Origin of the sequence: Campylobacter sp. JMF_14 EL1 (genome assembly GCF_027737585.1) — a bacterium.
Taxonomy (GTDB): domain Bacteria; phylum Campylobacterota; class Campylobacteria; order Campylobacterales; family Campylobacteraceae; genus Campylobacter_B.
The window spans coordinates 63,642-86,454 of the sequence record NZ_JAOVTW010000001.1 but is presented as its reverse complement, the minus strand read 5'-3'; the positions used below and the strand labels follow the sequence as shown (position 1 = coordinate 86,454).

19 protein-coding genes are annotated in these 22,813 nt (G+C 40.8%); 12 read left to right on the top strand and 7 right to left on the bottom strand.

What is annotated here, in order from left to right; genetic code table 11:
- Positions 1–8: 8 nt before the first annotated feature.
- Positions 9–1,283 (top strand): M20/M25/M40 family metallo-hydrolase, encoded by a 1,275-nt coding sequence (locus tag OFN73_RS00425; RefSeq protein ID WP_270861745.1) that lies wholly within the window; start codon positions 9–11, stop codon positions 1,281–1,283.
- 113 nt (positions 1,284–1,396) lie between these two features.
- On the opposite strand, the gene OFN73_RS00420 is transcribed toward OFN73_RS00425, so the two are convergent.
- Both OFN73_RS00420 and nth read right to left on the bottom strand, forming a co-directional pair.
- The gene (locus tag OFN73_RS00420; protein WP_270861744.1) at positions 1,397–1,726 is read right to left on the bottom strand and encodes a hypothetical protein; all 330 of its coding nucleotides are present in this window, start codon (positions 1,724–1,726) and stop codon (positions 1,397–1,399) included.
- A gap of 19 nt (positions 1,727–1,745) precedes the next feature.
- Positions 1,746–2,378, bottom strand: coding sequence for an endonuclease III (gene nth, locus OFN73_RS00415; protein WP_270861743.1), 633 nt, complete (start codon positions 2,376–2,378; stop codon positions 1,746–1,748).
- A 77-nt stretch (positions 2,379–2,455) separates the two neighbouring features.
- On the opposite strand from nth, the gene OFN73_RS00410 reads away from it, so the two are divergent.
- The 10 genes from OFN73_RS00410 to OFN73_RS00365 all read left to right on the top strand — a co-directional run bounded on the left by OFN73_RS00410 (position 2,456) and on the right by OFN73_RS00365 (position 15,651).
- A complete protein-coding gene (locus OFN73_RS00410; RefSeq protein ID WP_270861742.1) occupies positions 2,456–3,265 on the top strand; it encodes a peptidylprolyl isomerase in 810 nt (269 codons plus the stop codon).
- A gap of 124 nt (positions 3,266–3,389) precedes the next feature.
- Positions 3,390–4,211, top strand: a complete 822-nt coding sequence (locus OFN73_RS00405) for a peptidylprolyl isomerase (RefSeq protein WP_270858917.1) — start codon at positions 3,390–3,392, stop codon at positions 4,209–4,211.
- 20 nt (positions 4,212–4,231) lie between these two features.
- Complete coding sequence (gene fbaA / locus OFN73_RS00400; RefSeq protein WP_270858916.1) at positions 4,232–5,296, top strand: class II fructose-bisphosphate aldolase; 1,065 nt, start codon at positions 4,232–4,234, stop codon at positions 5,294–5,296.
- Between the two features lie 9 nt (positions 5,297–5,305).
- Positions 5,306–6,589 (top strand): MotA/TolQ/ExbB proton channel family protein, encoded by a 1,284-nt coding sequence (locus OFN73_RS00395; RefSeq protein WP_270861741.1) that lies wholly within the window; start codon positions 5,306–5,308, stop codon positions 6,587–6,589.
- Positions 6,579–7,589, top strand: coding sequence for an OmpA family protein (locus OFN73_RS00390; protein WP_270861740.1), 1,011 nt, complete (start codon positions 6,579–6,581; stop codon positions 7,587–7,589). Before OFN73_RS00395 ends, OFN73_RS00390 begins: the two co-directional genes overlap by 11 nt.
- The gene (locus OFN73_RS00385; protein ID WP_270861739.1) at positions 7,576–8,556 is read left to right on the top strand and encodes a 1-aminocyclopropane-1-carboxylate deaminase; all 981 of its coding nucleotides are present in this window, start codon (positions 7,576–7,578) and stop codon (positions 8,554–8,556) included. Before OFN73_RS00390 ends, OFN73_RS00385 begins: the two co-directional genes overlap by 14 nt.
- Positions 8,557–11,661 carry an Eco57I restriction-modification methylase domain-containing protein gene (locus OFN73_RS00380; RefSeq protein WP_270861738.1) on the top strand — a complete coding sequence of 1,035 codons (3,105 nt, stop codon included), beginning with the start codon at positions 8,557–8,559 and terminating at the stop codon, positions 11,659–11,661. It abuts the gene before it with no gap.
- A 399-nt stretch (positions 11,662–12,060) separates the two neighbouring features.
- The gene (gene hisD, locus OFN73_RS00375; RefSeq protein ID WP_270861737.1) at positions 12,061–13,353 is read left to right on the top strand and encodes a histidinol dehydrogenase; all 1,293 of its coding nucleotides are present in this window, start codon (positions 12,061–12,063) and stop codon (positions 13,351–13,353) included.
- A gap of 46 nt (positions 13,354–13,399) precedes the next feature.
- Entirely contained in the window at positions 13,400–14,575 is a 1,176-nt protein-coding gene (locus tag OFN73_RS00370; protein WP_270861736.1) for a hypothetical protein, read from the top strand.
- The gene (locus OFN73_RS00365; RefSeq protein WP_270861735.1) at positions 14,575–15,651 is read left to right on the top strand and encodes a hypothetical protein; all 1,077 of its coding nucleotides are present in this window, start codon (positions 14,575–14,577) and stop codon (positions 15,649–15,651) included. The genes OFN73_RS00370 and OFN73_RS00365 overlap by 1 nt, the downstream gene beginning before the upstream one ends.
- Before the next feature lie 407 nt (positions 15,652–16,058).
- Here the strand turns inward: OFN73_RS00365 and OFN73_RS00360 are convergent, their stop codons facing one another.
- The 5 genes from OFN73_RS00360 to metK form a co-directional block, all read right to left on the bottom strand.
- Positions 16,059–16,421: a hypothetical protein gene (locus OFN73_RS00360; RefSeq protein ID WP_270858907.1), complete on the bottom strand. Its 363-nt coding sequence runs from the start codon at positions 16,419–16,421 to the stop codon at positions 16,059–16,061.
- A gap of 159 nt (positions 16,422–16,580) precedes the next feature.
- The gene (locus OFN73_RS00355) at positions 16,581–16,943 is read right to left on the bottom strand and encodes a tetratricopeptide repeat protein (protein WP_270861734.1); all 363 of its coding nucleotides are present in this window, start codon (positions 16,941–16,943) and stop codon (positions 16,581–16,583) included.
- 133 nt (positions 16,944–17,076) lie between these two features.
- Positions 17,077–18,519 carry a pyruvate kinase gene (gene pyk, locus OFN73_RS00350; RefSeq protein WP_270861733.1) on the bottom strand — a complete coding sequence of 481 codons (1,443 nt, stop codon included), beginning with the start codon at positions 18,517–18,519 and terminating at the stop codon, positions 17,077–17,079.
- A gap of 72 nt (positions 18,520–18,591) precedes the next feature.
- The gene (locus OFN73_RS00345; RefSeq protein ID WP_270861732.1) at positions 18,592–19,938 is read right to left on the bottom strand and encodes an FAD-dependent oxidoreductase; all 1,347 of its coding nucleotides are present in this window, start codon (positions 19,936–19,938) and stop codon (positions 18,592–18,594) included.
- Positions 19,939–20,101: 163 nt separating this feature from the next.
- On the bottom strand, positions 20,102–21,301 hold the full coding sequence (gene metK, locus OFN73_RS00340; RefSeq protein WP_270858903.1) for a methionine adenosyltransferase: 1,200 nt from the start codon (positions 21,299–21,301) through the stop codon (positions 20,102–20,104).
- Positions 21,302–21,456: 155 nt separating this feature from the next.
- Here metK and sstT point away from each other — a divergent pair, with 155 nt between their 5' ends.
- A complete protein-coding gene (sstT, locus tag OFN73_RS00335; RefSeq protein ID WP_270861731.1) occupies positions 21,457–22,722 on the top strand; it encodes a serine/threonine transporter SstT in 1,266 nt (421 codons plus the stop codon).
- The last annotated feature ends 91 nt before the right edge of the window (positions 22,723–22,813 follow it).

Genomic DNA, 22,813 nt, shown 5'->3' with positions numbered 1-22,813 from the left:
GGCGAAAAATGAAAAAAGTTATGAATTATTTTCGCCAAATTTGCGAAATTCCACACCTTAGCTATGAAACGGAAAAATTGCGAGATTTTTTAGTGGAATTTGCAAAAAAGCACGAATTTAGCGTAGAAGTTGATAGTGCCGGAAATATTTATGCCATAAAAGGTGATCCAAAAATTTGCTTGCAAGCTCACTATGATATGGTTGGCGTGGGACTTGCGCCGCAAATCGAGCTAGTGGAACAAGATGGCTTTTTAAGCGCAAAAAACTCATCGCTTGGGGCTGATAACGGAATCGGTGTAGCAATTATAATGGCGATGATGAGCGAGTTTGAGAACTTCGAAGCGGTCCTTACAAACAACGAAGAAGCGGGGCTTTGGGGCGTTAGAGAATTTGAGGGCATGATAAAAAGCAAAAAAATGCTAAATTTAGACAGCGAAGATGAAAACGAAGTCATAATCGGGTGCGCAGGAAGTGCCGAAATTCACGCTCTTTGCGATACTGCGCGCGAGAAAAAAAGTGGCTTTTGCTATGAGATTTTTATTGATGATTTTCCGGGCGGTCATAGTGGAATCGAAATTCATAAAAACCTGCCAAATGCGATTAAATTTTTAGCCGAATTTGTCGCTAAAAATTGCGGAAAAATCGTTAGTTTTAAAGGCGGTGAAAGGGCAAATTCGATCCCCGCAAAGGCTTATATAACGGCAATTTTCGAAAATGAAATTTCAAATTTTCCAAATTTTATAAAGCATAAATTTTTAGGTTTTAAAGAGTGTGAAATTTTGGCGAATTCGGACAATATTTTAAATTTCATTTGCGAATTTAAACAAGGCGTTAGGGATTTTAACGATGAGTTAAATTTGCCCGGGACTAGCATAAATTTATCTTTGGCTGGTGAAAAAAACGGCAAATTTGAACTTTTGTTTTACGCTAGATCGATGAGCGAAAAGGGCTTAAAAGGGGTGAAATACCAAACGAAAATGTCGGCTGAAAATTTTGGCTTGGAGTGCGTTTTTGGCGAAACTAGCGAGCCGTGGCAACCGCAAATTAGCGAATTTAGCGAATTTATCTTAAAAAATTTGCAAAAATTTGTGCCAACTGCGAAGCTTGGTGCCGTCCATGCTGGGTTAGAGTGTGGCGTTTTTATCACAAAAGATAGCGCTATACAGGCAGCTTCGATTGGTCCAAATATCACTTCGCCACACAGCACGCACGAAAAAGTAGAGCTAAAATCGGTCGAAAAAATCCTAAATGCCGTGCGAGAAATCATTAAAAATGTAGGATAAATTTATTAAATTTTATTATTTTTAATCTTTTATTTGACACTTATGGTGGGCTAGTATGCCCGCCATACTATACTCTATTGTTGATAAATCAAAATTTATCATTTTTCGTGCTTTCATTTTCTAGAATACTCCTTTGCTTTATCCATCAAACTCTCATCGCCCTCATCTTCATCGAGCCACACCCACTCTTTAACATTTGTTGTAACCCATTTTGCTTTCATTAGATACGACCAAATAAAAATTCCTAAATCAGACAAGCTTTTTTCGCCTTTTATCGCATAAAAAGTATGCCTATCGTGCTTTTGCATATTGCAAACTTGCGCCATTTCATCGATTTTTGCATACATTTCATCGAGATTATATTTGCCCTCTTGCTTGATTTTTTCCTCATCTAAAACAATTTTTGTTCCCATTAATGGGTAAGAACTATCTTCTACTCTCATAATCGCTCCTTGCGAAATTTCACAGAATTTTATCCTTACTCTTGCATAAATGTGCCAAAAAACACTCCGCACACTTTGGTTTGACGGCTTTGCAAGTGTATCGTCCAAATAGCACCAAAGCTTGGTGCAGGTAGTTTAAATCGCTTACAAATGCCTTTGTAAGGTCGTTTTCGGTAAGTTCTGGTGTTTTTGCGCTTGAAAGTCCAAGTCTATGTGATACGCGAAAAACATGGGTATCCACGGCGATAAAATTCGCCCCACAATGCTCGATTAGCACGACATGGGCTGTCTTTTGCCCGACCCCTGCAAGGCTAAGCAAATCCTTTTCATTTAGCGGGATTTCGCCACCGAAATTTTCCACCACAGACTTTGCCATTTTGATTAAATTTGTGGCTTTGTTGTTGAAAAAACTACACGAATTTATCAGCATTTTAAGCGCGCCCAAATTTGCATTTGCCAGCGAGTGTATGTCAGGAAACTCCCTAAATAGCGCAGGTGTGATTAAATTTACTCGTTTATCGGTGCATTGCGCGCTAAGCATGACGCAGACGATTAACTCATATAAATTCCTAAATTTAAGCTCAGTTGTCGGCTCACCAAAATGCGACAATAATAAATTTTTGATTTCTTTTATATCTTTTTTCGTTCTCATGCCCTTATTTTACACAAAAATTTTGATTATTAACAGCTTTTTGGTTATAATTTCGCATTTTTCTACAAGGAATTTTAATGAAAAAATTACTATTTTCAGCCCTAAGTTTAGCAGCGGCAGTAAGCCTAAATGCGACAGTTTTCGCCACAGTAAATGGCGCGCCAATCACAGAGGCCGAGGTCGCCCCGCACATAGCAGCACTTGGCAAAAATCCAGCCACGCTTAGCAATCAAGAAAAACAAATGGTGCTTGCAAGAGCGATTGATATCGAAATTTTAGCCACTGAGGCTAAAAAAAGTGGCGTTACAAATCTACAAGAATACAAAGACGCCCTAAAAGCAGCACAAGATAGAATTGCTATCGAAATGTATCAACATCAACTATCAAAGCAAATCAAAGTAAGCGACGCTGATATCGCTAAATTTTACAACGAAAACAAATCTGCTTTCGTCGAACCAGCCGCTTTGTTGCTATCTAATATCACAGTGAATAAAAAGGCCGAAGCTGACGCGATTATCAAAGAGCTAAAAAACACAAAAGCCGATGCTTTGGTGGCAAAATTTGAAGAACTTGCAGTAGCTAAATCAATCGTGCCTGAGGCTAAACAAACCAAAGGTCATCTTGCATGGGTTACCCAAGAAATGATGCCAAAAGCGTTTTGGGACGCTTCAAGCAAGCTTAAAAGAGGTGCTATCACGCAAACCCCTATCAAAACTGATTTAGGCTATCATATCGTGCTCAAAGAAGACGCCAAACTTCAAAAACAGCTTAGTCAAGACGAAGCCAAGCCTTTCATCGAAAATTTAATCAAAGGCCAACAAGCAGGCGCTGCATTAGAGCAAAAACTACAAGAACTTCGCAAAAGCGCGAAGGTAGAAGTAAAATAAATTTCACTTCAATTACACTGACCCGCTTATAGATACGCGAAAATGCGTATCCTAAGGCGGGCAAAATTTTAATCATTAACCAGCTTTGGCTATAATCTTGCGATTTTTTTTACAAGGAATTCAGATGAACAAATTAGTTTTTTCAGCACTTAGTTTGGCTGTGGCCATGGGCCTAAATGCGACAGTTTTAGCGACTGCTAATGGCAAAAACATCACAGAAAACGATGTTATTCCATTTCTAGTAGCCCAAGGCATAGCTCCACAACAATTCGCTTCACTGCCAGCAAACACCAAAAAAGATATCTTAAACCGCGTTATCGCTAGAAAACTTGTCGTAGAACAAGCTAAAAAAGCAGGCGTTATGAACGACGAAGTTTATAAAAAAGAGTTAGAGTTCCAAAAAGACAACCTAGCTGTGCGCGTATGGCAATCAAAAGAGGCCAAAAAAATCAAAATCAGCGACAAAGAGGTTCAAGACTTTTACAACAAAAATAAAGCCAAATTTGTAAATCCAGAACTTGCCCAAGTTCGCCATATTTTGGTCAAAACAGACGCCGAGGCAAAGGCTGTGATTGATGAGCTAAAAGGGCTAAATGGTGGCGCGCTAATCACTAAATTTAGCGAAATCGCAAAAGCCAAATCAATCGAGCCAGCCGCAAAACAATCAGGTGGCGCACTACCAGCGTTTCCAAAAGAGGGTGCTATGGTTAAACCTTTCGCAGACGCTGCATTTGCGCTAAAAAAAGGTGAAATTTCAAAAACTCCTGTTAAAACAGAATTTGGCTACCATGTAATCTTAAAAGAGGATCAAATCGCAAAACGCCAAGTCCCAGTTAGCGAGGTAAAACCTCTAATCGAAGGCTCAATCCGCCAAGAAAAAGCAGCCGCAAATTCAGAAAAATTAGCGCAAGATCTGCTTAAAAAAGCAAAAATCGAATACAAATAATCTTAAAAAAGGGGTGCAAAATGGGTGTTTTAGATGTAGTTAAAGCTGGTGTATTATTTGGCGATGATGTTAGCAAGCTCTACAAATACGCGCAGAGCGAGGGTTTTGCAATCCCTGCTGTAAATGTCGTAGGAAGCCACTCTGTAAATGCTGTCTTAGAGAGCGCCAAAAAGGCAAACTCTCCTGTGATTATCCAATTCAGCAATGGCGGAGCGAGTTATTATGCGGGCAAAGAGTGCGAAAACGGCGCGATTATGGGCGCAGTCGCAGGTGCTTTACAGGTGCATTTGCTAGCTAGGTATTATGGCGTGCCTGTGATTTTACACACTGACCACGCAGCGCGCAAACTGCTTCCTTGGATTGATGGATTATTAGAGGCAAGCGCAGGATATAAAAAAGCGCACGGCGTGCCACTATTTAGCTCTCACATGCTAGATCTTAGCGAAGAGAGTTTGGAAGAAAATTTAAGTACTTGCGAAAGCTATCTTAAAAAGATGAGCGAGCTAGGAATTAGCCTAGAAATCGAGCTTGGCGTAACAGGTGGCGAGGAAGATGGTGTGGATAATACAGGCGTGGATAACGCGCTTTTATACACGCAACCAGAAGATGTCGCGCTTGCATATGAAAGACTTAAAAAAATCAGCGATAATTTCTCGATTGCAGCGAGCTTTGGCAATGTGCATGGCGTGTATAAACCGGGAAATGTCGTGCTTCGCCCTGAAATTCTACGAAATTCGCAAAAATTCGTGCAAGAAAAATTTGGCTTAAATGACGCCAAACCTGTAAATTTCGTTTTTCACGGCGGAAGCGGTAGCGAGATAAAAGATATCAAAGACGCTGTAAGCTATGGCGTGGTTAAGATGAATATCGACACCGATACGCAGTGGGCGTTTTGGGACGGCGTGAGAGAGTATGAGCTCAAAAACAGAGCATATTTACAAGGTCAAATCGGTAACCCAGAAGGCGAAGATAAACCAAACAAAAAATATTATGATCCACGCAAATGGCTAAGATGTGGCGAAGAAAGTATGGTAAAAAGATTGCTTGTCGCATTTGAAAATTTAAATTGTATAAACAAAAACTAAGGCAAATTTATGGAAAAAACAACAGAAATTTTAGATTTAACGCTTCCAGAAAACCCAGAGCGCTCACTACTTGGCGTTTATCTGAAAATCGTGTTTGTTCCTGTGGCGATTTTCGCCATATTTTTGCTAGGATTTTTGAAGGTAATCGACTTCAAAGTCGAGCTTCACTCGATTGTAATGATGGGCTTTTTGCTCATCATTGCGCTATTTTTGGCTAGGCATAATGCTGAATTTGGCTGTTTGAAATTTCAAAATAGTATCGAAAATTTTAAAATTCAGCTTAAAAACTACATCGTTGAAAATCTCCTTAGCATAGGCGCTAAGAAAAAGTCAGACGCTAAATTTGAAAATTTCGTAGATGAATACTCGCACTCGCTTCGCAATGACAATTACGCCTCTGTCGCGGTGGGTGTTTTCCCAATGCTGGGCATTTTGGGCACATTTATCAGCATTGCGATTTCTATGCCAAATTTCTCATCATCAAATATCGCAAATTTAGAGACCGAAATCGCAGGGCTTCTAGGTGGAGTTGGCACGGCGTTTTATGTGTCGATTTATGGTATTTTTCTAGCGCTTTGGTGGATTTATTTCGAAAAAAAGGGAATTAGCAAATTCGAAAGATTGCTTTTAAAATACAAAAACGCCACAAAAAACTTTTTTTGGAGCAAAGAGGAAATCACGCAAAGCTACCTTAGCGAGATACTTGATCGCAACGCCGAGGTTTCGCGCTCTTTCATGGCTATGGCTTCAAATACCCTTAGCGATAGCCTAAATGTCGCAATCGATGAAAAAATGCAAACACTTCAAGGCATAATTGACGCCGAGCAGCGCGCCCTTGCGCTAACTACTAGCGAGTTAGAAAGGGCTAATGAAATGATACTAAATGCCAACCTAACTCACGGCGAAATCAGCAAAAATTTCGACCAAATTTTATCGTCTTTAAAGGCCGTTACGAGCAATATGGTCGAGATCCAAAACGGCATTTCAGCGGGATATTTGAGCTTTTCGAAATCATCTGAGCAAAAGAGCGCAAATCTGCAAACCAGCGCAGACGCCCTAAATCAGGCAATCGTAAATTTTACCTTGCAGATCAAATCCCTAAATGAAAATATGCTAAGCGAGCAAATTAACGCAAGAGAGAGCTTTAAGGCAAGTTTTAAAGAGCTAAATGACGAAATCAAATCGCTTTTTGATTCTAGCCTAGGCAAAAACACAAGCTCAGAGGGTATCATCGACGAGCTACGCAAAACGCTTAAAAGCATAGACGAAAAAGAAAACCAAAATGAAGAGTAAAACCAGCGAAAAAGAGACCTTTTGGATAGCTTACGCTGATTTAATGGCGGGGCTTTTGTTTGTCTTTATTTTACTAATCGGCGGGATTATCGTTAAGTATTATTTGGTGCAAGACGACCTCAAAGCCCAAACTAGCGAGCATGAAAAGACTATGGTCGCACTTCAATCCTCGCAGAAAAAATCCGCTGAATTAGAGGCTTTAAATAAGATTTTTTCCGAACAGCTTGAAAAGCTAAATGTCGAAAACACCGACCTTCGCAAGCAAAATTCGATCTATTTTATCCAAATCGAAGATCTCAGCGCCATGGCAGAAAAACTCAAAAAAGAGAATTTCGACATTAGCGAGCTTTTGAAAAACACTCGCACCGAAGCTACCGAAAAAGAGATAAAAATCGCGTTTTTGCTCGATCAACTAACCCAAAAAGAGAGCGATTTCAACAAAATTTTGCACGATTTAAATGTCACCAAAAACCGAATTCGCAACCTAACCGGTCAAAAAGTCAAACTAATCGCCGAACTTAAAGAGCGACTAGGTGGCAAAATCCGCATAGATAGCGAGAGCGGGGCGATGACGCTAAACTCGTCCGTGCTTTTTGACAAGGGTTCAAGTGAGCTTAAAGAGGGTAGCAAAGAGAGCTTTAAAACCGCGCTAGAAGGGTATTTTAGCGCACTTATGGATAATGATGAAATCAGAAATAGCCTAGATCAAATCATCATCGAGGGCCACACAGACAGCGACGGCGGGTATTTATACAACCTAGCCCTTTCGCAAGAGCGCGCACTGGCGGTGATGAATTTCATAAACGAGTGGAACAAAGACGAGAGATTACAAAAATACCTAATCGCAAGCGGTCGCAGTTATTCTCAGCCTGTGCTAACTGACGGCGTCGAGGACAAAGATGCAAGTCGTAGAATCGAAATCAAATTTACACTTAGCAATAAAGAGGCTATGGAAGAAATCCGCAAATTTTTGGAATTTGACGCAAATGCGACAAGATAGCTTTGGCGGGGCGCAATACTCGCGCGAGCTTGCAGAGCGCGCCATAATCTCGCCTGAGTTTCAAGCCAATTTGCGCGAAGTAGAAAAGGCGCAAAAAACGGGCGAAATTTCGCTACAACCCCCACAAATCCAAAATATAAAAATCGAAAATTTTAGCTTTGCAATTTTGCGTGATGATTTGATTGGGATTTTTAACGGCAATAAAGCAAGGAAGCTTCAATCCCTGCTCGGTGCCGATTTGCAGGGCATTTCAAAGATTGTAAGCTTTGGTAGCTCGCAATCAAACGCTATGTATAACGAAAGCGTTTTTGCCCGCATAAAAGGGCTAAAATTTCAGTTTGTCATCTCGCATTTAAGCGAAAATTTAAGCGCGCGCCCGTGTGGGAATTTCGCCGCCGCACTAGAAAATGGCATGGAAATTTTCGTGGCGCAAAATCGCCGCGAATTCGCGCTTAGCCTTTGCGATGAGAGCACGATTTTTATCGAAGAGGGAGTTGCACAGGGCGAGGCTGAGGCTGGATTTATCGCGCAGGCTAAATTTATCGAAGAGTATGCGTGCGAAAATGGGCGAGAATTTGACATTTTTTTGCCAAGTGGCACTGGCACGAGCGCGGCGTATCTAGCCAAACACAGCCGTTTTCGCGTCTTTACCACGCCTTGCGTGGGTGATTGCTCGTATCTGAGAGAGCAAATACTCGCCCTAGATCCGCGCTCGGGCGTGCAAATTTTGCCCCCACCACGCAAATTTCACTTTGGCAAACCTTACGCCGAACTTTATGAAATTTGGCAGAAAGCCCACGCGCAAACCGGCATAGAATTTGATCTAATCTACGACCCTGTGGGACTTCTCACACTTTTAGCTAACCGCGAAAAATTCGCAAACGAAGTCCTGTATATCCACCAAGGCGGAGTGCTTGGCAATATCTCGCAACTGCAAAGATATGAGTATAAATTTAAAAGGAAATAAATGGCACTTTTCAAAGAAAAAATCATCAAAGAACAAAAGCAAGATGAAAAAACTCTAAACGAACGCTACGAAAATTTACTCAAATTTCAAGCCAAAATCGACGCCATAAAAGGCTACAAAGAAGAAGAGTATCAGACGGATTTTTTACACGATATTTTTGAGGCCTGCCTAGGCTACACGCTAAAAACGACAAATCCGCAAAATTTCAACCTAGCAAGAGAGAGCAAAAACGAAACCGACGCCAAAAAAGCAGACGGCGCAATCCTAGGCGCAAACAGCGAAGTCATCGGCGTTATCGAGCTAAAAGACCAAAAAACGCATGATTTGGACAAAATCGAAAATCAAGCCTTTAATTATCACAATTCAAACTCAAAAAGCCGTTATATCATCATCTCAAATTTCGATGAAATTCGCCTATATATCGACAAAAAGACAGCTTACGAAAAATTCAGCCTTTTTACTATGACGCGAGATGAATTCGAGCTTTTTCACCAAATTTTTTGCTTCGAAAATATAAATTCGTTTAAAACTATTGATTTGCGGGATAAAAGCGAGAATTCGGATAGAGAAATTTCAAAAAGACTTTACGCTGATTTTAGTGAATTTCGCCTAAAACTCTTTGAAAACGCCGTCCAAGAAAATCCGCAAATTTCGCCAAAAGAAATTTTAAGCCTAGTGCAGAAACTCTGCGACCGCATAATTTTCGTCCTTTTTGCCGAAGATTACGGACTTTTGCGCTCAAATTTCGTTGCCGATATCCACGAGCAGTGGCAAAACCAAAAATTCACCGATTTTAGCCTTTATGAAATTTGGCAAATCTACTTCGACGCTATCGACAAAGGAAACGACAAACTCGGCGTCCTAGCCTACAACGGCGGACTTTTCGCCACTGATGAGACGCTAAATTCGCTAAGGCTTAGCGATGAAATTTTACAAAGCTATATCGCCAAACTCTCATCTTACGACTTTGCAAGCGACATCGGCGTAAATATTTTAGGTCATATTTTCGAACAAAGCCTAAGCGATTTAGAAGAGCTAAATTCGCAGATTGTAGGCGATAAATTTGACAAAAAAGATAGCAAACGCAAGAAAGACGGCATTTTCTACACGCCTGAATACATTGTGAAATTTATCATTAGCCAAACCCTAGGGCAGATTTGCGAAAACGAAAAGTCAAGGCTAAATTTGCACGAAATTTCACTTCCCAAAAACCCAAAACGCCTTAGCAAAGCAGAAACGCAAACGCTAGAAAATATCCGTGCTTATAAAGAATTTTTGCTTGGTTTAAAAATCATCGACCCTGCTTGTGGCTCGGGTGCGTTTTTAAACGGAGCGTTAGACTTTCTCATAAACGAACACAAAAACCTAGATAAATTTCGCAAAATTTACGAAAACGAAGCTTTGCCGTTATACGACATAGAACCCCAAATTTTAGAAAACAACCTTTTTGGCGTGGATATTAACGCCGACGCCGTGCAAATCGCCAAACTCTCGCTTTGGCTCCGCACCGCGCAAAAAGGGCGAAAACTGACTGATTTATCGAATAATATAAAATGCGCGAATTCGCTTTTAGATTTTCCGTTTGATTTCAAATTCGACTGCGTTATCGGAAATCCACCGTATATCAGAGTGCAAGGTTTAAAAGCACACCACGAACAAGAAAGTAAAATTTACGAACAAAAATTTACTTCTGCCACAGGAAATTACGATATTTATGTGCTTTTTATGGAACAAGGTTTTAAATGGCTTAATAAAAACGGCAAATTAGGCTTTATTTTGCCACATAAATTTTTGATTTCAGATTTTGGAAATGGAATTCGCAAATTTTTAAGCCAAAACAAAGCCCTTGAAAAACTCTATCATTTCGGTAGCCACAGTGTTTTTAGCGATGCTTCGACTTATACTTGTATCTGTATTTTATCGCACGATAACCAAAAGCTTAAATTTACACATTTAAATCCAAATGAACTAACAAATTCGCTAAATTTAAACGAAATTTCATATCAAAATTTAAGTAGCGATAAATGGAATTTGACAGACAATAAAACAGCAAATATTTTAGAAAAGATAAACTCTCAACCACTAAAAGTGAGCGATGTTTTTGCTAAAATTTTTGCAGGAATTCAAACAAGTGGAGATAATGTTTATTTAGTGCAAATCACCAAAAACGGGCTTTATTCCAAAGCGTTAGATAAAATCGTCCAAATCGAAAACGGACTTTTAAAACCGATTTTAAAAGGCGAAGACATTAAACGCTATGCAAATTTGCAAAATCGCTATTTTGTGATTTTTCCATATTTGCTTGAAAACGGCAAAGCAACGCCTATGAGCGAAGATTATATAAAATCAAATTTTCCAAATGGATACGAATATTTAAAAGCAAATGAAGCTTTTTTGCGTGGTAGAGAAAAAGGCAAAATGGATAAAGATGGCTGGTTTTTATACATTTATCCAAAAAGTTTAAATTTGATAGATAGTAAAAAATTAGTTGTGCCTGATATAACTTTTGGAATTCAAATCGCCTTTGATAATGTCGGTTATGGTATAAATGGTAGTAGTTACGGAATAGTAATAAATGATGAATTTGGCGAATTTATAAAATTTTATCTTGCGATATTAAATTCAAAACTTTTATGGTTTTATCTAAAAAATATAGGCACAGAGCTAAGGGGCGGATATTTTAGATTTAAGACAAATTATATAAAACCTTTTGGCTTACCAAAACTTGCAAATTTAGATGAAGAAAAGCCGTTTGTTCAAAAGGTTGATTTGCTTTTGGAATTAAATAAAAATTTACAAACCACAAAAACCAAATTTTTGCGTGAGCTGAATTTAGAAAAAATACCGCAAAAACTAGCCGAATTTGAAAATTTAGAATTCGACGAATTTATCAAAGAATACGCAAAAGCCAAAAAAGAAAAATTCGCCGACAAACTTGCCGAAGTGAAATTTAAAAATTACTATCAAGGCTTTTTTAGCGAATACAAATCACAGACACTAAGCCTAAAATCGCAAATTTTAAGAAGCGAAAACGAGCTAAATTCGCTTGTTTATGCACTTTATAACTTAACCGCCGACGAAATCGCCTTAATCGAAAACTCTTAATTCTCGCAATGCCCAATCTGTCATTGCGAGACCACGAAGTGGTCGTGGCAATCTACGAGTGAAAATTACCAAACGCTATAATCCATGTCATTGCGAGGAGCAAGGCGACGAAGCAATCCAGTAAATTTTAGAGAGAATTTAAAATTAATCAAAATTTATCTGAATTTCCCTGGATTGCTTCGCTACGCTCGCAATGACAGCAAAAACACGCATTTTAAATTTTATACTCGTAGATTGCTTCGCTTTCTGCGAAAGCTCGCAACGACAAAATCGGGGCAGTATTTCAAACTTGCGGTAGCGGAAATCTCGCAATGACATTAAATTCCCAAATTTATTAAATTCAAAACCAAATTATGCTATAAACTTCAAATTTTTACAATCAAAATTTTAGGATTAAATATGAAAATTTTAAAAAGCACAGATAGCAATTTCGCGCAAGAATTCGAGGCTCTGGTAAATCGTGGCAATATGGATATGCAAAAGGTAATGCCGATCGTAAGCGGTATCATCGATGATATCAAGGCGCGTGGCGATGAGGCGCTAAACGAGCAAATAGCCAAATTTGACAAATGGGAAGTTAAGGGAAATTTGGCGATTTCGCAAGATGAGATGAAAAAGGCTTTTGACGAGCTAAGCGACGAGCTAAAAATCGCTCTTAAAGTGGCGTATGATCGCATTTATGCCTATCACGAAAAGCAACTCGAAAAAAGCTGGATTGACTTCGGCACGCACGGCGAAATTTTGGGCCAAAAAATCACGCCCGTAGATCGCGCGGGGCTGTATATCCCAGGTGGCAAGGCTGCCTATCCTAGCTCGCTTTTGATGAACGCAGTGCCTGCAATCGTCGCGGGTGTCGCTGATATCACAGTCTGCACCCCTGCTGTGGGCGGAGTGGTAAATTCGCTTCTTCTAGCTGCTATGCATGTGCTAGGAATCAAAAAAGCCTACAAAGTAGGCGGTGCGAGCGCAGTCGCAGCCATGGCGTATGGCACAGAAACGATAGAAAAGGTCGATGTCATCACGGGTCCTGGAAATATCTTTGTCGCCACAGCTAAAAAGCTCGTTTTTGGCGATGTAAATATCGATATGATCGCAGGTCCTAGCGAAGTGGGCGTGCTAGCAGATGCTAGTGCGAGTGCATATCACACGGCTGTGGATTTGCTAAGCCAAGCCGAGCACGACGAGATCGCAAGCAGTATTTTGGTAAGTGCAGATGAGAAATTTGCCCTTGCCGTAAAAGATGAAATTTATAAAATTTTGCCTACATTAGAGCGCGAGAGTATCGCTAGAAAGAGCATTGATGACAAGGGTGCGATTATTATCGCGCGAGATTTCGACGAGGCGATAGATTTGATGAACGACCTAGCCGTCGAACACCTAGAAATCGCCATGGACAACGCCTACGATTACCTTGCGCGCATTAAGCACGCAGGGGCGATTTTCTTGGGGCATTACACGCCTGAGGCTATGGGGGATTATTTGGCGGGGCCAAACCACACGCTTCCGACTGGTGGCAGTGCTAGATTTTTCTCACCGCTTGGGGTTTATCACTTTATCAAACGAAGCTCGATAATCGCGCTAAACAAGGGCGCAATCGACGCTCTGGGCGAAGCGTGCATGGCGCTAGCGCAGGCTGAGGGGCTCACAGCACACAAAAAATCGGTTGAAATTCGCTATAAAAATAATGATTAAAAAAATTTTCAAATTTTTTCTTTGGGTTTTTGGTATTGTTGGTTTTTTGCTTTTTGTTTTTGGCGTTGCTATTATTATTTTTTTTAATGCTTTAATTTTATTTACGCCGCCAGCTGGATGCGATCCACGCGAGCCCAGCGACGCTTGCGATTATATAAACACAAATTACGAAAGCCAGTTTGAAAACACCCAAGCAAACCCCTTTCCTGCGGATTTAACCCCAAAGCCTATATTTTGGGAAAATGCGATTAAGGGGGCATTTCCTGATGCCATTAGCGTGCCTTATATTTACTTGCGAGATAAGCATGGCGTGTGGCTTCGCTACAACGACCGCTTGTCGTTTGATTATCTTTTGGGCGAAGATATGCCGGGGAAGCACTATTTATACATAGAAGATGATTTTTCGCCAAGCGAGGAAGTGCGAAAAAAGGAGAAATTTTTCAGGCACAAATCGTGGAATATCACCCTAAAAGAGGGCGCAAACGAAATTTACAAGCAAACTGCGCATAAAATCACTAGGCAATACATTGGCTCGTTTGATTTGCACTCAAACCCGGGTAGGACGGTGTGGTTTCCTAGCAGTGCCGAGCAAAATTTCGAGGCGATTTCAAGATTGCAAATCCCGCTTGAAGCTTACGATTTCCCACCAAAACTAAATAGAAATACCGAAATCACGCCTCAAAAATACGGCAAATTTCACGGAGATAACGAGGTTTTGCCAGTAGATGAAAATGTCTATGAGATCAAAACCGCCCAAGGAGTGCAGAAAATCCGCACCTCAAATATGAGCAAATGGCCAGTAGAATACAAAAAACAAAAGGCGATTTGCGGGGATAAATTTTGTTTATTTCTTTTCACGGATACAGATAAAAAAAATAAATATTGCGAAAATATAGGCAATGAAACAGCGATAGTTTTTTTAAATTTAGAGCGCAAATTCACTTCCAGATCATATACCAATAGCCCGCTACATAGGACTAATGGCTATCATTTTGGGCTAAAAGAGGGCTACGAAATCGACGATATAGCCTCATTTGAGATGATACCTAGCGAGTTTGCGGAGTTTAGGAAAGAGCAGCAACCCGATAAAATGACCTACAAAAATGTCCCAACTGGCAAAAAATTTATCGAATATGAGCTTAAAATTTACGCCAAAGACGGCGCACTCATCAATCAGTATTGCGACCACTACTACATGCACAAGCCAATAAGGGAGTTATAGTGAAAATAGGGCAAATGGGCGGAATTTTTTGTTTTTTGGTTGCGTTCGTTTGTTTGGCTAGCGCAAATGAACAGAATTTTACGCAGAATTTATCACAAAATTTTACGCAAAATTTAAGCGAGAGTATTTCTGTGGATACTGCGCCCGATACTGCTTCTGATACTGCGCCGAATTTGGACGCAAATTCTAGTAATGGTATTTTTGCAGATACTGCGCCAAATTTTGAAATTTTCCATGACGAAAACGCTACAAATGAGCAAATTTCTAGCGCACTAGACGCACTTTTGGATTTTGCGCGCGCAAATGCTGAGCGCATAAATGAGGAATTTGGCGAGTATGGCGAGCGGATTTTCACGCATTTTATCTATAATTCCAAAATTTCGCGCACAGGCAAATTTGACTTCGACAAAATCTCTGAAATTTTAAAATTCAGCCCAAATTTGAATTATAACGAGGGCGAATTTGACAATCCATTAAATATCGTAAATTCCTATGGTTGCGATATCGGCGCAGGTGTGGAAAATGACGAAAATTCCACTAAATTTGATAGCGAGGAGCTGTTTGCGCTAATAGATTTGCTAGTAAGTAGTGGCGCCAAACCTAGCGAAAACGACGCTAAAATGGCTAGTGCGTGCGATAATTTCGACGCGTTTGCATATTTTTTGGCCAATGGCGCACCGCTAGGAAATGGCGTGGTCGCTGATATAACTTCGAGCGAGGCGGAGTTTATCAAGAACCAAAATATCACGCTTGATTATCTTTTAAAAACCCCGCCAAGCGATCTTAGGCGTATTGCGCAGAGTTACGATTTTTCAAAATTTCACGCCGATAAAATGCGGTTTTTCGAGGAGAGTTTGAAGTATAAAGGGATAAATGAGCTCGATAAAAAGGAGCTTGAAGGCTTTATTAAATTTTCTGCGCTTATGGATAATTCGCTTGCGGTGCAGTTTTTGTTGGAGCATGGCATTTGCGAGAAAGACCGCCAAATGTGCGCTTATATGAAGGCGCAGGCGAAGTATTTCGAGGCCGAGAAAATCTCGGATATGCTTAGCTTGGAGCTGAAACATAAATTTTGAAATTCTGTGAAATTTTGAAATTTCACGCTGGCGCAACCTTGAAATACTGCACCGATTTTGTGTCATTGAGAAATTTTGCAAATTTTATTTGCTTTGTCATTGCGAGACCACGCAGTGGTCGAAGCAATCCAGTAAAATTTAGAGAGAATTTGAATTAATCAAAATTTATCTAAATTTCCCTGGATTGCTTCGGCAAGCGTCTTGACGCTTTGCTTTTGCTCGCAATGACAAAAATAACAATTCGTCGCAATGCGCTCGCAATGACAAAAATCGGGCAGTATTTAGGAACTTGCGGTAGCGAAAGCTCATGACAAAAATAATGCTTCTTACAATGACAAAGAATTTTCGGGCATAAAAAAAGCGCCGAAAAATTCGGCGCCGAAGTAGAAATAATAGTAAAATAACGATTATTTATCGTTAGCAATTCTTTCTTTCATAGAGCAAGCTTTTTGGTGACCTTGCTCGCAAGCCATTGATAGTGATAGCATTGCACGATCGTGATTATGCCATTTGCCGTCTAAAACTGAGTGGAAGATACCGTCGCGGTAGCAAGCCTCAGCCCATTTAGCGATATTGCAAGTTTTGTCATAATATGTGTGAGCTTTGTCATAGTCTTTTGGTAAGCCATCTTCGCCACGGAAATATTTCATACCAAGCTCAGTGCAAGCTTGATAATCTCCTGCTTCGCATTTAGCGTCCATATCCTCTGCTAGACCAGCGAATGCGCAACTCGCAAAACCAAATAGTGCTAAGAAAACTAGTTTTTTCATAACTTTCTCCTTGTAAAATAATATGTGTTTCCTTTGGAACGCGTGATTATACACTAAAATAGTTATAATAGAGTTAAATTTTAATTAAATTTTGTGTAAATTCGATAATTTGCGCCGAATTTTATCGGCGCAGTGGTAAAAACAGAGTAAAAATAGCGATTAATTATCGTCTTTGATTCTCTCTGCCATTTTACAAGCTTTTTCATGACCTTGATCGCAAGCCATTTTCAAAGATAGCATTGCGCGATCGTGGTTGTGCTCTGCACCAACGCCTACTGAGTGAAATATTCCGTCGCGGTAGCAAGCCTCAGCGTAATTGTGTTGGTTACAAGTTTTATCATAATATGAGTGAGCTTTCTCGTGGTCTTGTGGCAAACCATCTTGACCGCGGTAGTATTTCATACCAAGCTCAGTGCAAGCTTGATAATCTCCTGCTTCACATTTTGCGTCCATTTCCTCAGCTATACCAGCGAATGCACAACTCGCAACACCAAACAATGTTAAGAAAACTAATTTTTTCATAACTTTGCTCCTTTTAAATAAAATATTCGTTTCCTTTAAAACGGGGCGTATTATACTCCAAAAATTTGCTAATAAAGCTAAATTTTACTTAAATTTTTAGTAAATTCGACAAATTTTATTAATTTACTAGGTTTTACGCGTCTAGTAAGTAGTAGGATATTTGCTCGTCCTTTAACATACGGATAAGATTTGTAGTCCCGCTTACACCTGTTGGATAACCTGCCGTCATGATATATGTTCCATCAAGCTTGATTACACCACAATCCACGCCGCTTTTGATAGCCTTTGCCATAAGCGTGTGAAGCTTGGCTTCTTCTGCTATAACTAGGCTTTGGCCTATACCCCAACAAAGCGTGAGATAGCGCGCTGTGTTTATATCGTGAGTAACGGCTAGGATATCGATATTTGGGCGATATCTCGCCATTTGCACGGCTAGTTTGCCAGAGGAGGTTAGGGCGATGATTTTATCCGCGTTTAGCTGACCTGCTAGCCTAACGGCAGATTCTGCCATGATATCGGTGCTATCGTGGTTTTCGTGCTTGAAGCGGTTGTAAGCGTAGATCTCTTGCGCTTCTAGTATCGTATGCGACATAGCGCGCACGACAGCGACTGGATTTATGCCTACTGCGCTCTCTTCGCTTAGCATTACAGCGTCTGTGCCGTCAAGCACGGCGTTGGCGACATCGCTGATTTCGGCTCTGGTGGCTGTTTCGTTGCGTGTCATGCTAAGAAGCATTTGAGTAGCTGTGATGACTGGTTTGGCGGCTTCGTTTGCCTTTTTGATAATCAATTTTTGGATTGAAGGCACCTTGTAAAACGGCACCTCGATACCCAAATCGCCCCTAGCGACCATGATTCCGTCGCTCTCGTCGATAATGCTATCTATATTTTCCACAGCGTCAAATTTTTCGATTTTTGCCAAAACATGGGCGTGCGAGCCAGAGGCGCGCAAAATTTTCTTTGCTTTGATTATGTCGTTTGCGCTTTGCACAAAGCTGATTGCCACAAAATCCACGCCAAGAGTGGCGCCAAATTCCATATCGGCTCTATCTTTTGGCGTGATGACATCTATGCCAAGAACGGTATTTGGGAAATTTACACCCTTTTTCGAGCTTAGAGTGCCGTCGTTTTCGATGACGGTTTGGACGACATCGTTTCCGCTGTGAGCGACCCTAGCACGGATTATGCCGTCGTAGAGATAGACATATTCGCCAGCTTTTAGCATAGGCAAAATTTGGGGTTGATTAATGCTAAGAGCATAGTGGTGTGGGGCGATTTTGGTGCCGATTTGCTCTTTTGCGTAGATATCAAGCCTATCGCCGGCTTTTAGTTCGAAGGGCGTATCAAGCTCGCCAATGCGGATTTTAGGGCCGCAGATGTCTTGCAAAATCCCGATATGAAATCCGACCTTTTTCTCCACGCTACGGATTTTTGCGACATTTTGCGCGTGATATTCGTGCGAGTTGTGCGAAAAATTTAGTCTAAAAACATTGACCCCAGCCCTAACCATGGCTTCCATTATCTCTTCGTTATCGCTAGCTGGGCCAAGCGTGGCTATGATTTTTGCTTTTTTCATTAAATTTTCCTTTGTGTTGAAATTTGAAATTTAAAAGTAAAATTTATGCAGAAAAATTCTGCATAAATTTGATTATTTTACAAGTTCGTTTTCGAATTTTTCAGCGTCGAATTTTTTGCCCAAAAACGAGCAGATTGAGATAGCGTCGCGCTCTGCGTTGCCAAAACAGCTTGTCGCACCCGGGCTTGGAGTCATATTGAAAATCACGCCGTTATTATCGTCGATTCTAGCCTCGCCTAAAAGCAATTCAAGCTTGTCTTGGTCGATGATTTGAGCTCTTACACCACCAAAACCTTTGGCGTAGTAAATGTCTTCTTCTCTAATGCTAGGTATGATTTTTTTGGCATTTTTGACAAAGAGTTTTTTGCCTAAAACTGGGGCTTCAAACGCGATATTTCGCAACAAGAAATTTCTAACATCGCTATCGCCGAAATTGTTCCAAAATACCTTTGCGACCTTTGGCGTGAAATTTAGGGACTGGAAAAACTCAGGCACCGAGCGACAGCCTTTGTAACGCTCTAATTTTGGCATAGTTAGCGCAGTAGGGCCAAATCTCGTGCAACCATCAGCTAGCAGGTCAGGGTCTCCGTGAAGTGCGGCAAATGGGAGTTTTGGGTTTTGCACCATATAGACTTTGCCGTTTAGTAATTTTTGTTTGGTTAGATAAAAGCTTCCAGCGATACAAATCGCGCTAAGGTTTTTGCCATAGCCCATTTTGTGCGCTAGCCACAGTGAGTGCGCGCCCGCATCGACTACAACGAAATCAGCGCTGACTGAAATTTTATTTGCAGTGCGGATATAAAATTTATCGCCTACCTTTGTGATATTTTGAACCTCAGAATTTAGGTATAAATCGCAAATTTTGCCCTTTGTTTTTTGCGCATTTTCGACTAGGGTATTTGTCATCGCGCCAAAATCAATCGTGGTATATGCGCCAGTTTGCACGCCAAGACCTGCGACATCTTCGGGGCGAGGGTTGCCATTGCTATCGAAAATGACCTTTGGCTCGATCTGTTTTAGCTTGTCTTTGTCATAAAATTCCAAATACGGATAAAGCTCTTTGAAAACCTCATAGCGATCTTTGATAAAAGCGACCTCGCTGTCGCCCACGCCGATTGCCATTTTTTGCCCTTCAAAGATAAATTTACCGATATAATCGTGCTTTTTGCAGTATTTCGCAATCATATCGGCTGCGCGTTTGACCTTTTTGGCTTTGTCGATTGTGTAGTTTGTCTCGATATCGCCACAATGGATCGTTTGTGAATTTGCCGTGCCTTTTGTATTTAGCGTGGCTAAACCCTCGTATTTTTCGATGATTGCGATGGATTTTATATCAGTGTATTGCGCCAAAGTGTATGCTAGCGCACCGCCAGAAATACCGCCGCCGACGATGACGACTTCGTAGTGTTTTTCTTGCATTTTCACCCCTTAAAAGTATGCGATATTTTGCAAAAATTTTACTTAAAAAAGTGTTAAATTTCGCCGAATTTATCGGAATTTCTCGGAGTTAAATTTAAGATTAAATTGTCATAAAATAACTAAGAATTTAAAAATTTCGCAAGGTTAAATTCCTTGCGAAATTTTATTTTTTCAAAGATTTGAAAAGCTCTACGCTATCGAGTTGCTCCCATGGGTATTTTGGGTTGCCGACTTGGCCGTAAGCAGCTACTTTTGCGTATAAAAATGTCTGGGCACTTGGTTTGTCTAGGCCGAATTTCTCAGTAATCCAGCGTGGGGTTAGGGCGAAATTTTCGAGGACAAATTTCGATAGTGTATCATCATCAATACCAGCGTTTGTGCCCATACAATCGACACTCACACTAACTGGTTTTGCTACGCCGATAGCATAGCTTAGCTGGATTATACATTTTTTCGCTAGCCCTGCTGCGACGATATTTTTAGCGATATAGCGCGCTGCGTAAAGCCCCGAGCGGTCGACTTTGGTGTAGTCTTTGCTAGATTGCGCGCCACCACCGATCGGCGAATATCCGCCAAAGCTATCGACGATGAGTTTGCGTCCAGTCAAACCGCTATCGTGAAGCGAGCTGTGATTTACATAGCGACCTGTTGGGTTGATATAAATTATGGTTTTTTCTTTTTGATAAAGCTCTTTTGGAAGGCCTGCTGTGTCGATTAAATTTTGGATTAGCTCGCGCACATATTCGATACTCATGCTCTCCACGCAAGGCGCGCTTACTACGATTGTGTGGATTGATTGTGGTTTGCAGTCTTCAAAATTTGACTTCGTGCCATAATCAAGCGTAACTTGTGTTTTAATATCCACACCAAGCTGATTTGGGTGAGTTTTGGCATACTCATAAACCTTATCGCAAAGAAGCCTTGCATAAGTAATCGCTGCTGGCATGAAATTTTGCGTCTCCGAGCTCGCAAAGCCAAACATTATGCCTTGATCTCCCGCGCCGATCTCGCCACTTTCTTGATCTACACCTTGATTGATATCTGGGCTTTGTTGGTTTAGATATACATCGACCTCGACATCTTGCGGGTGTAGGCATTGCTCGCGGGTAAAAAATGGATTGTCATTGTAGCCAATGTCGCTAAGAGCGCGTTTGACGATATGGCGATAATCATCGTGTGTAAAATCGACCTTGGCATTTACTTCGCCGCCGATTACGATATGTTTGCCCGCTACGAAAACCTCGCTAGCTACGCGTCCTTTGGGATCTTTTTTTAAAATTTCATCGACAATTGAATCTGCGATTATGTCGGCGCATTTATCTGGGTGACCAGGGCTTACGACCTCGCTCGTGAATAGATACATTTAAGCTCCTAAAATTTTGAAAATTTTGGGCGTAATTCTAGCGTTTAATATTTAATGTAAAATGAAATTTTATTAAATTTTTAAAGAATTTAAATAATGTTAAATAAAAATTTAGATATATTGCGACAAATTTTACTCATTGAAATGGAGGCAAGATGACTTATTTAGATAAGCTAATACAAAGTTACAGCAACAAAAGCCTGATAATGCGCATTATCATCGGACTTTTGCTCGGTGCTGCGCTAGGGTATTTTGCTAGGGTCGGTGTATCTGGGCTGGATTTAGACGGCGGTGAAACAAATGCGTGGAGTAATATAGCGAATTTGGCTAGATTGTTTGGTGATTTTTTCGTAAGTGCGCTTAAAGCTGTCGCCCCAGTGCTAGTTTTTATTCTAATTTTAAGTTCGCTTGTCAATAAAACTTTTGGAAGCACGACAGGACTAAAAAGAGTTATCGTGCTTTATATCGTAGGCACGCTTTTGGCTGCTTTTGTTGGCGTTGGAGTAAGCTTTATGTTTCCGACTCCGATTGCGCTTGATGGCGTTGACGCGGCAAACTCACCTGCACCTGCAAATGTCTGGGAAGTGCTAAAAACTACATTTTTCAAAATCGTTGATAACCCTGTAAATGCCCTTTCTAGCGGTAATTATGTCGGTATTGTCGCATGGGCGGTAGGACTTGGAATCGCGCTTAAATTTTGCACGAACGAAACCAAACGCTTCATCGGCGATTTAAGCGAAGGTGTAACGAAAATAATCCAAGTCGTAATCCAGCTTGCGCCAATCGGTATTTTTGGCATTATTACCTACACTGTGTATGATTTGGGCGTGGAAGGTCTAGCAACCTATGCTAAGCTTACAGGCGTGCTTGTGCTAGCACTTATTTTAGTAGCTGTTGTGGTAAATCCGCTAATCGTATTTTTCGTAACCAAGAAAAACCCTTTCCCTATCGTCTTTACCTGCCTTAAAGAGAGCGGAATTCCAGCGTTTTTCACACGCTCATCGGCTGCGAATATCCCTGTAAATATGAACCTTTGCAAAAAACTTGGCGTTGATGATGAGTTAAGCTCTATCTCTATCCCACTAGGAGCTACCGTAAATATGGCGGGAGCCGCTGTGGTTATCGCTATTTTGGCACTTTCGACTGCATACACGCTAGGAATTCACCCAGATTTTGGCACAGCTTTGCTTCTATGCGTAGTCTCAGCCGTGGGCGCATGTGGCACAAGTGGCGTGCCTGGCGGTTCGCTTATGCTTATTCCGCTTGCTTGTGCGCTTTTTGGTATCGACAACGATATCGCATTTAAGGTCATCACCGTCGGTGTCATAATCTCTGTAATCCAAGACTCAATGGAAACAGCCCTAAATAGCTCTACCGACGCACTTTTTACAATTATCGTTTCACAAACTTCAAAACATTAAAATTTAAAAATTTAAGCGACCAAATTTTTGGTCGCTTACCACTGTATAACTCTTTTTGGCTAGAATTGCGCCAAAAATTTAAAGGAAAAGT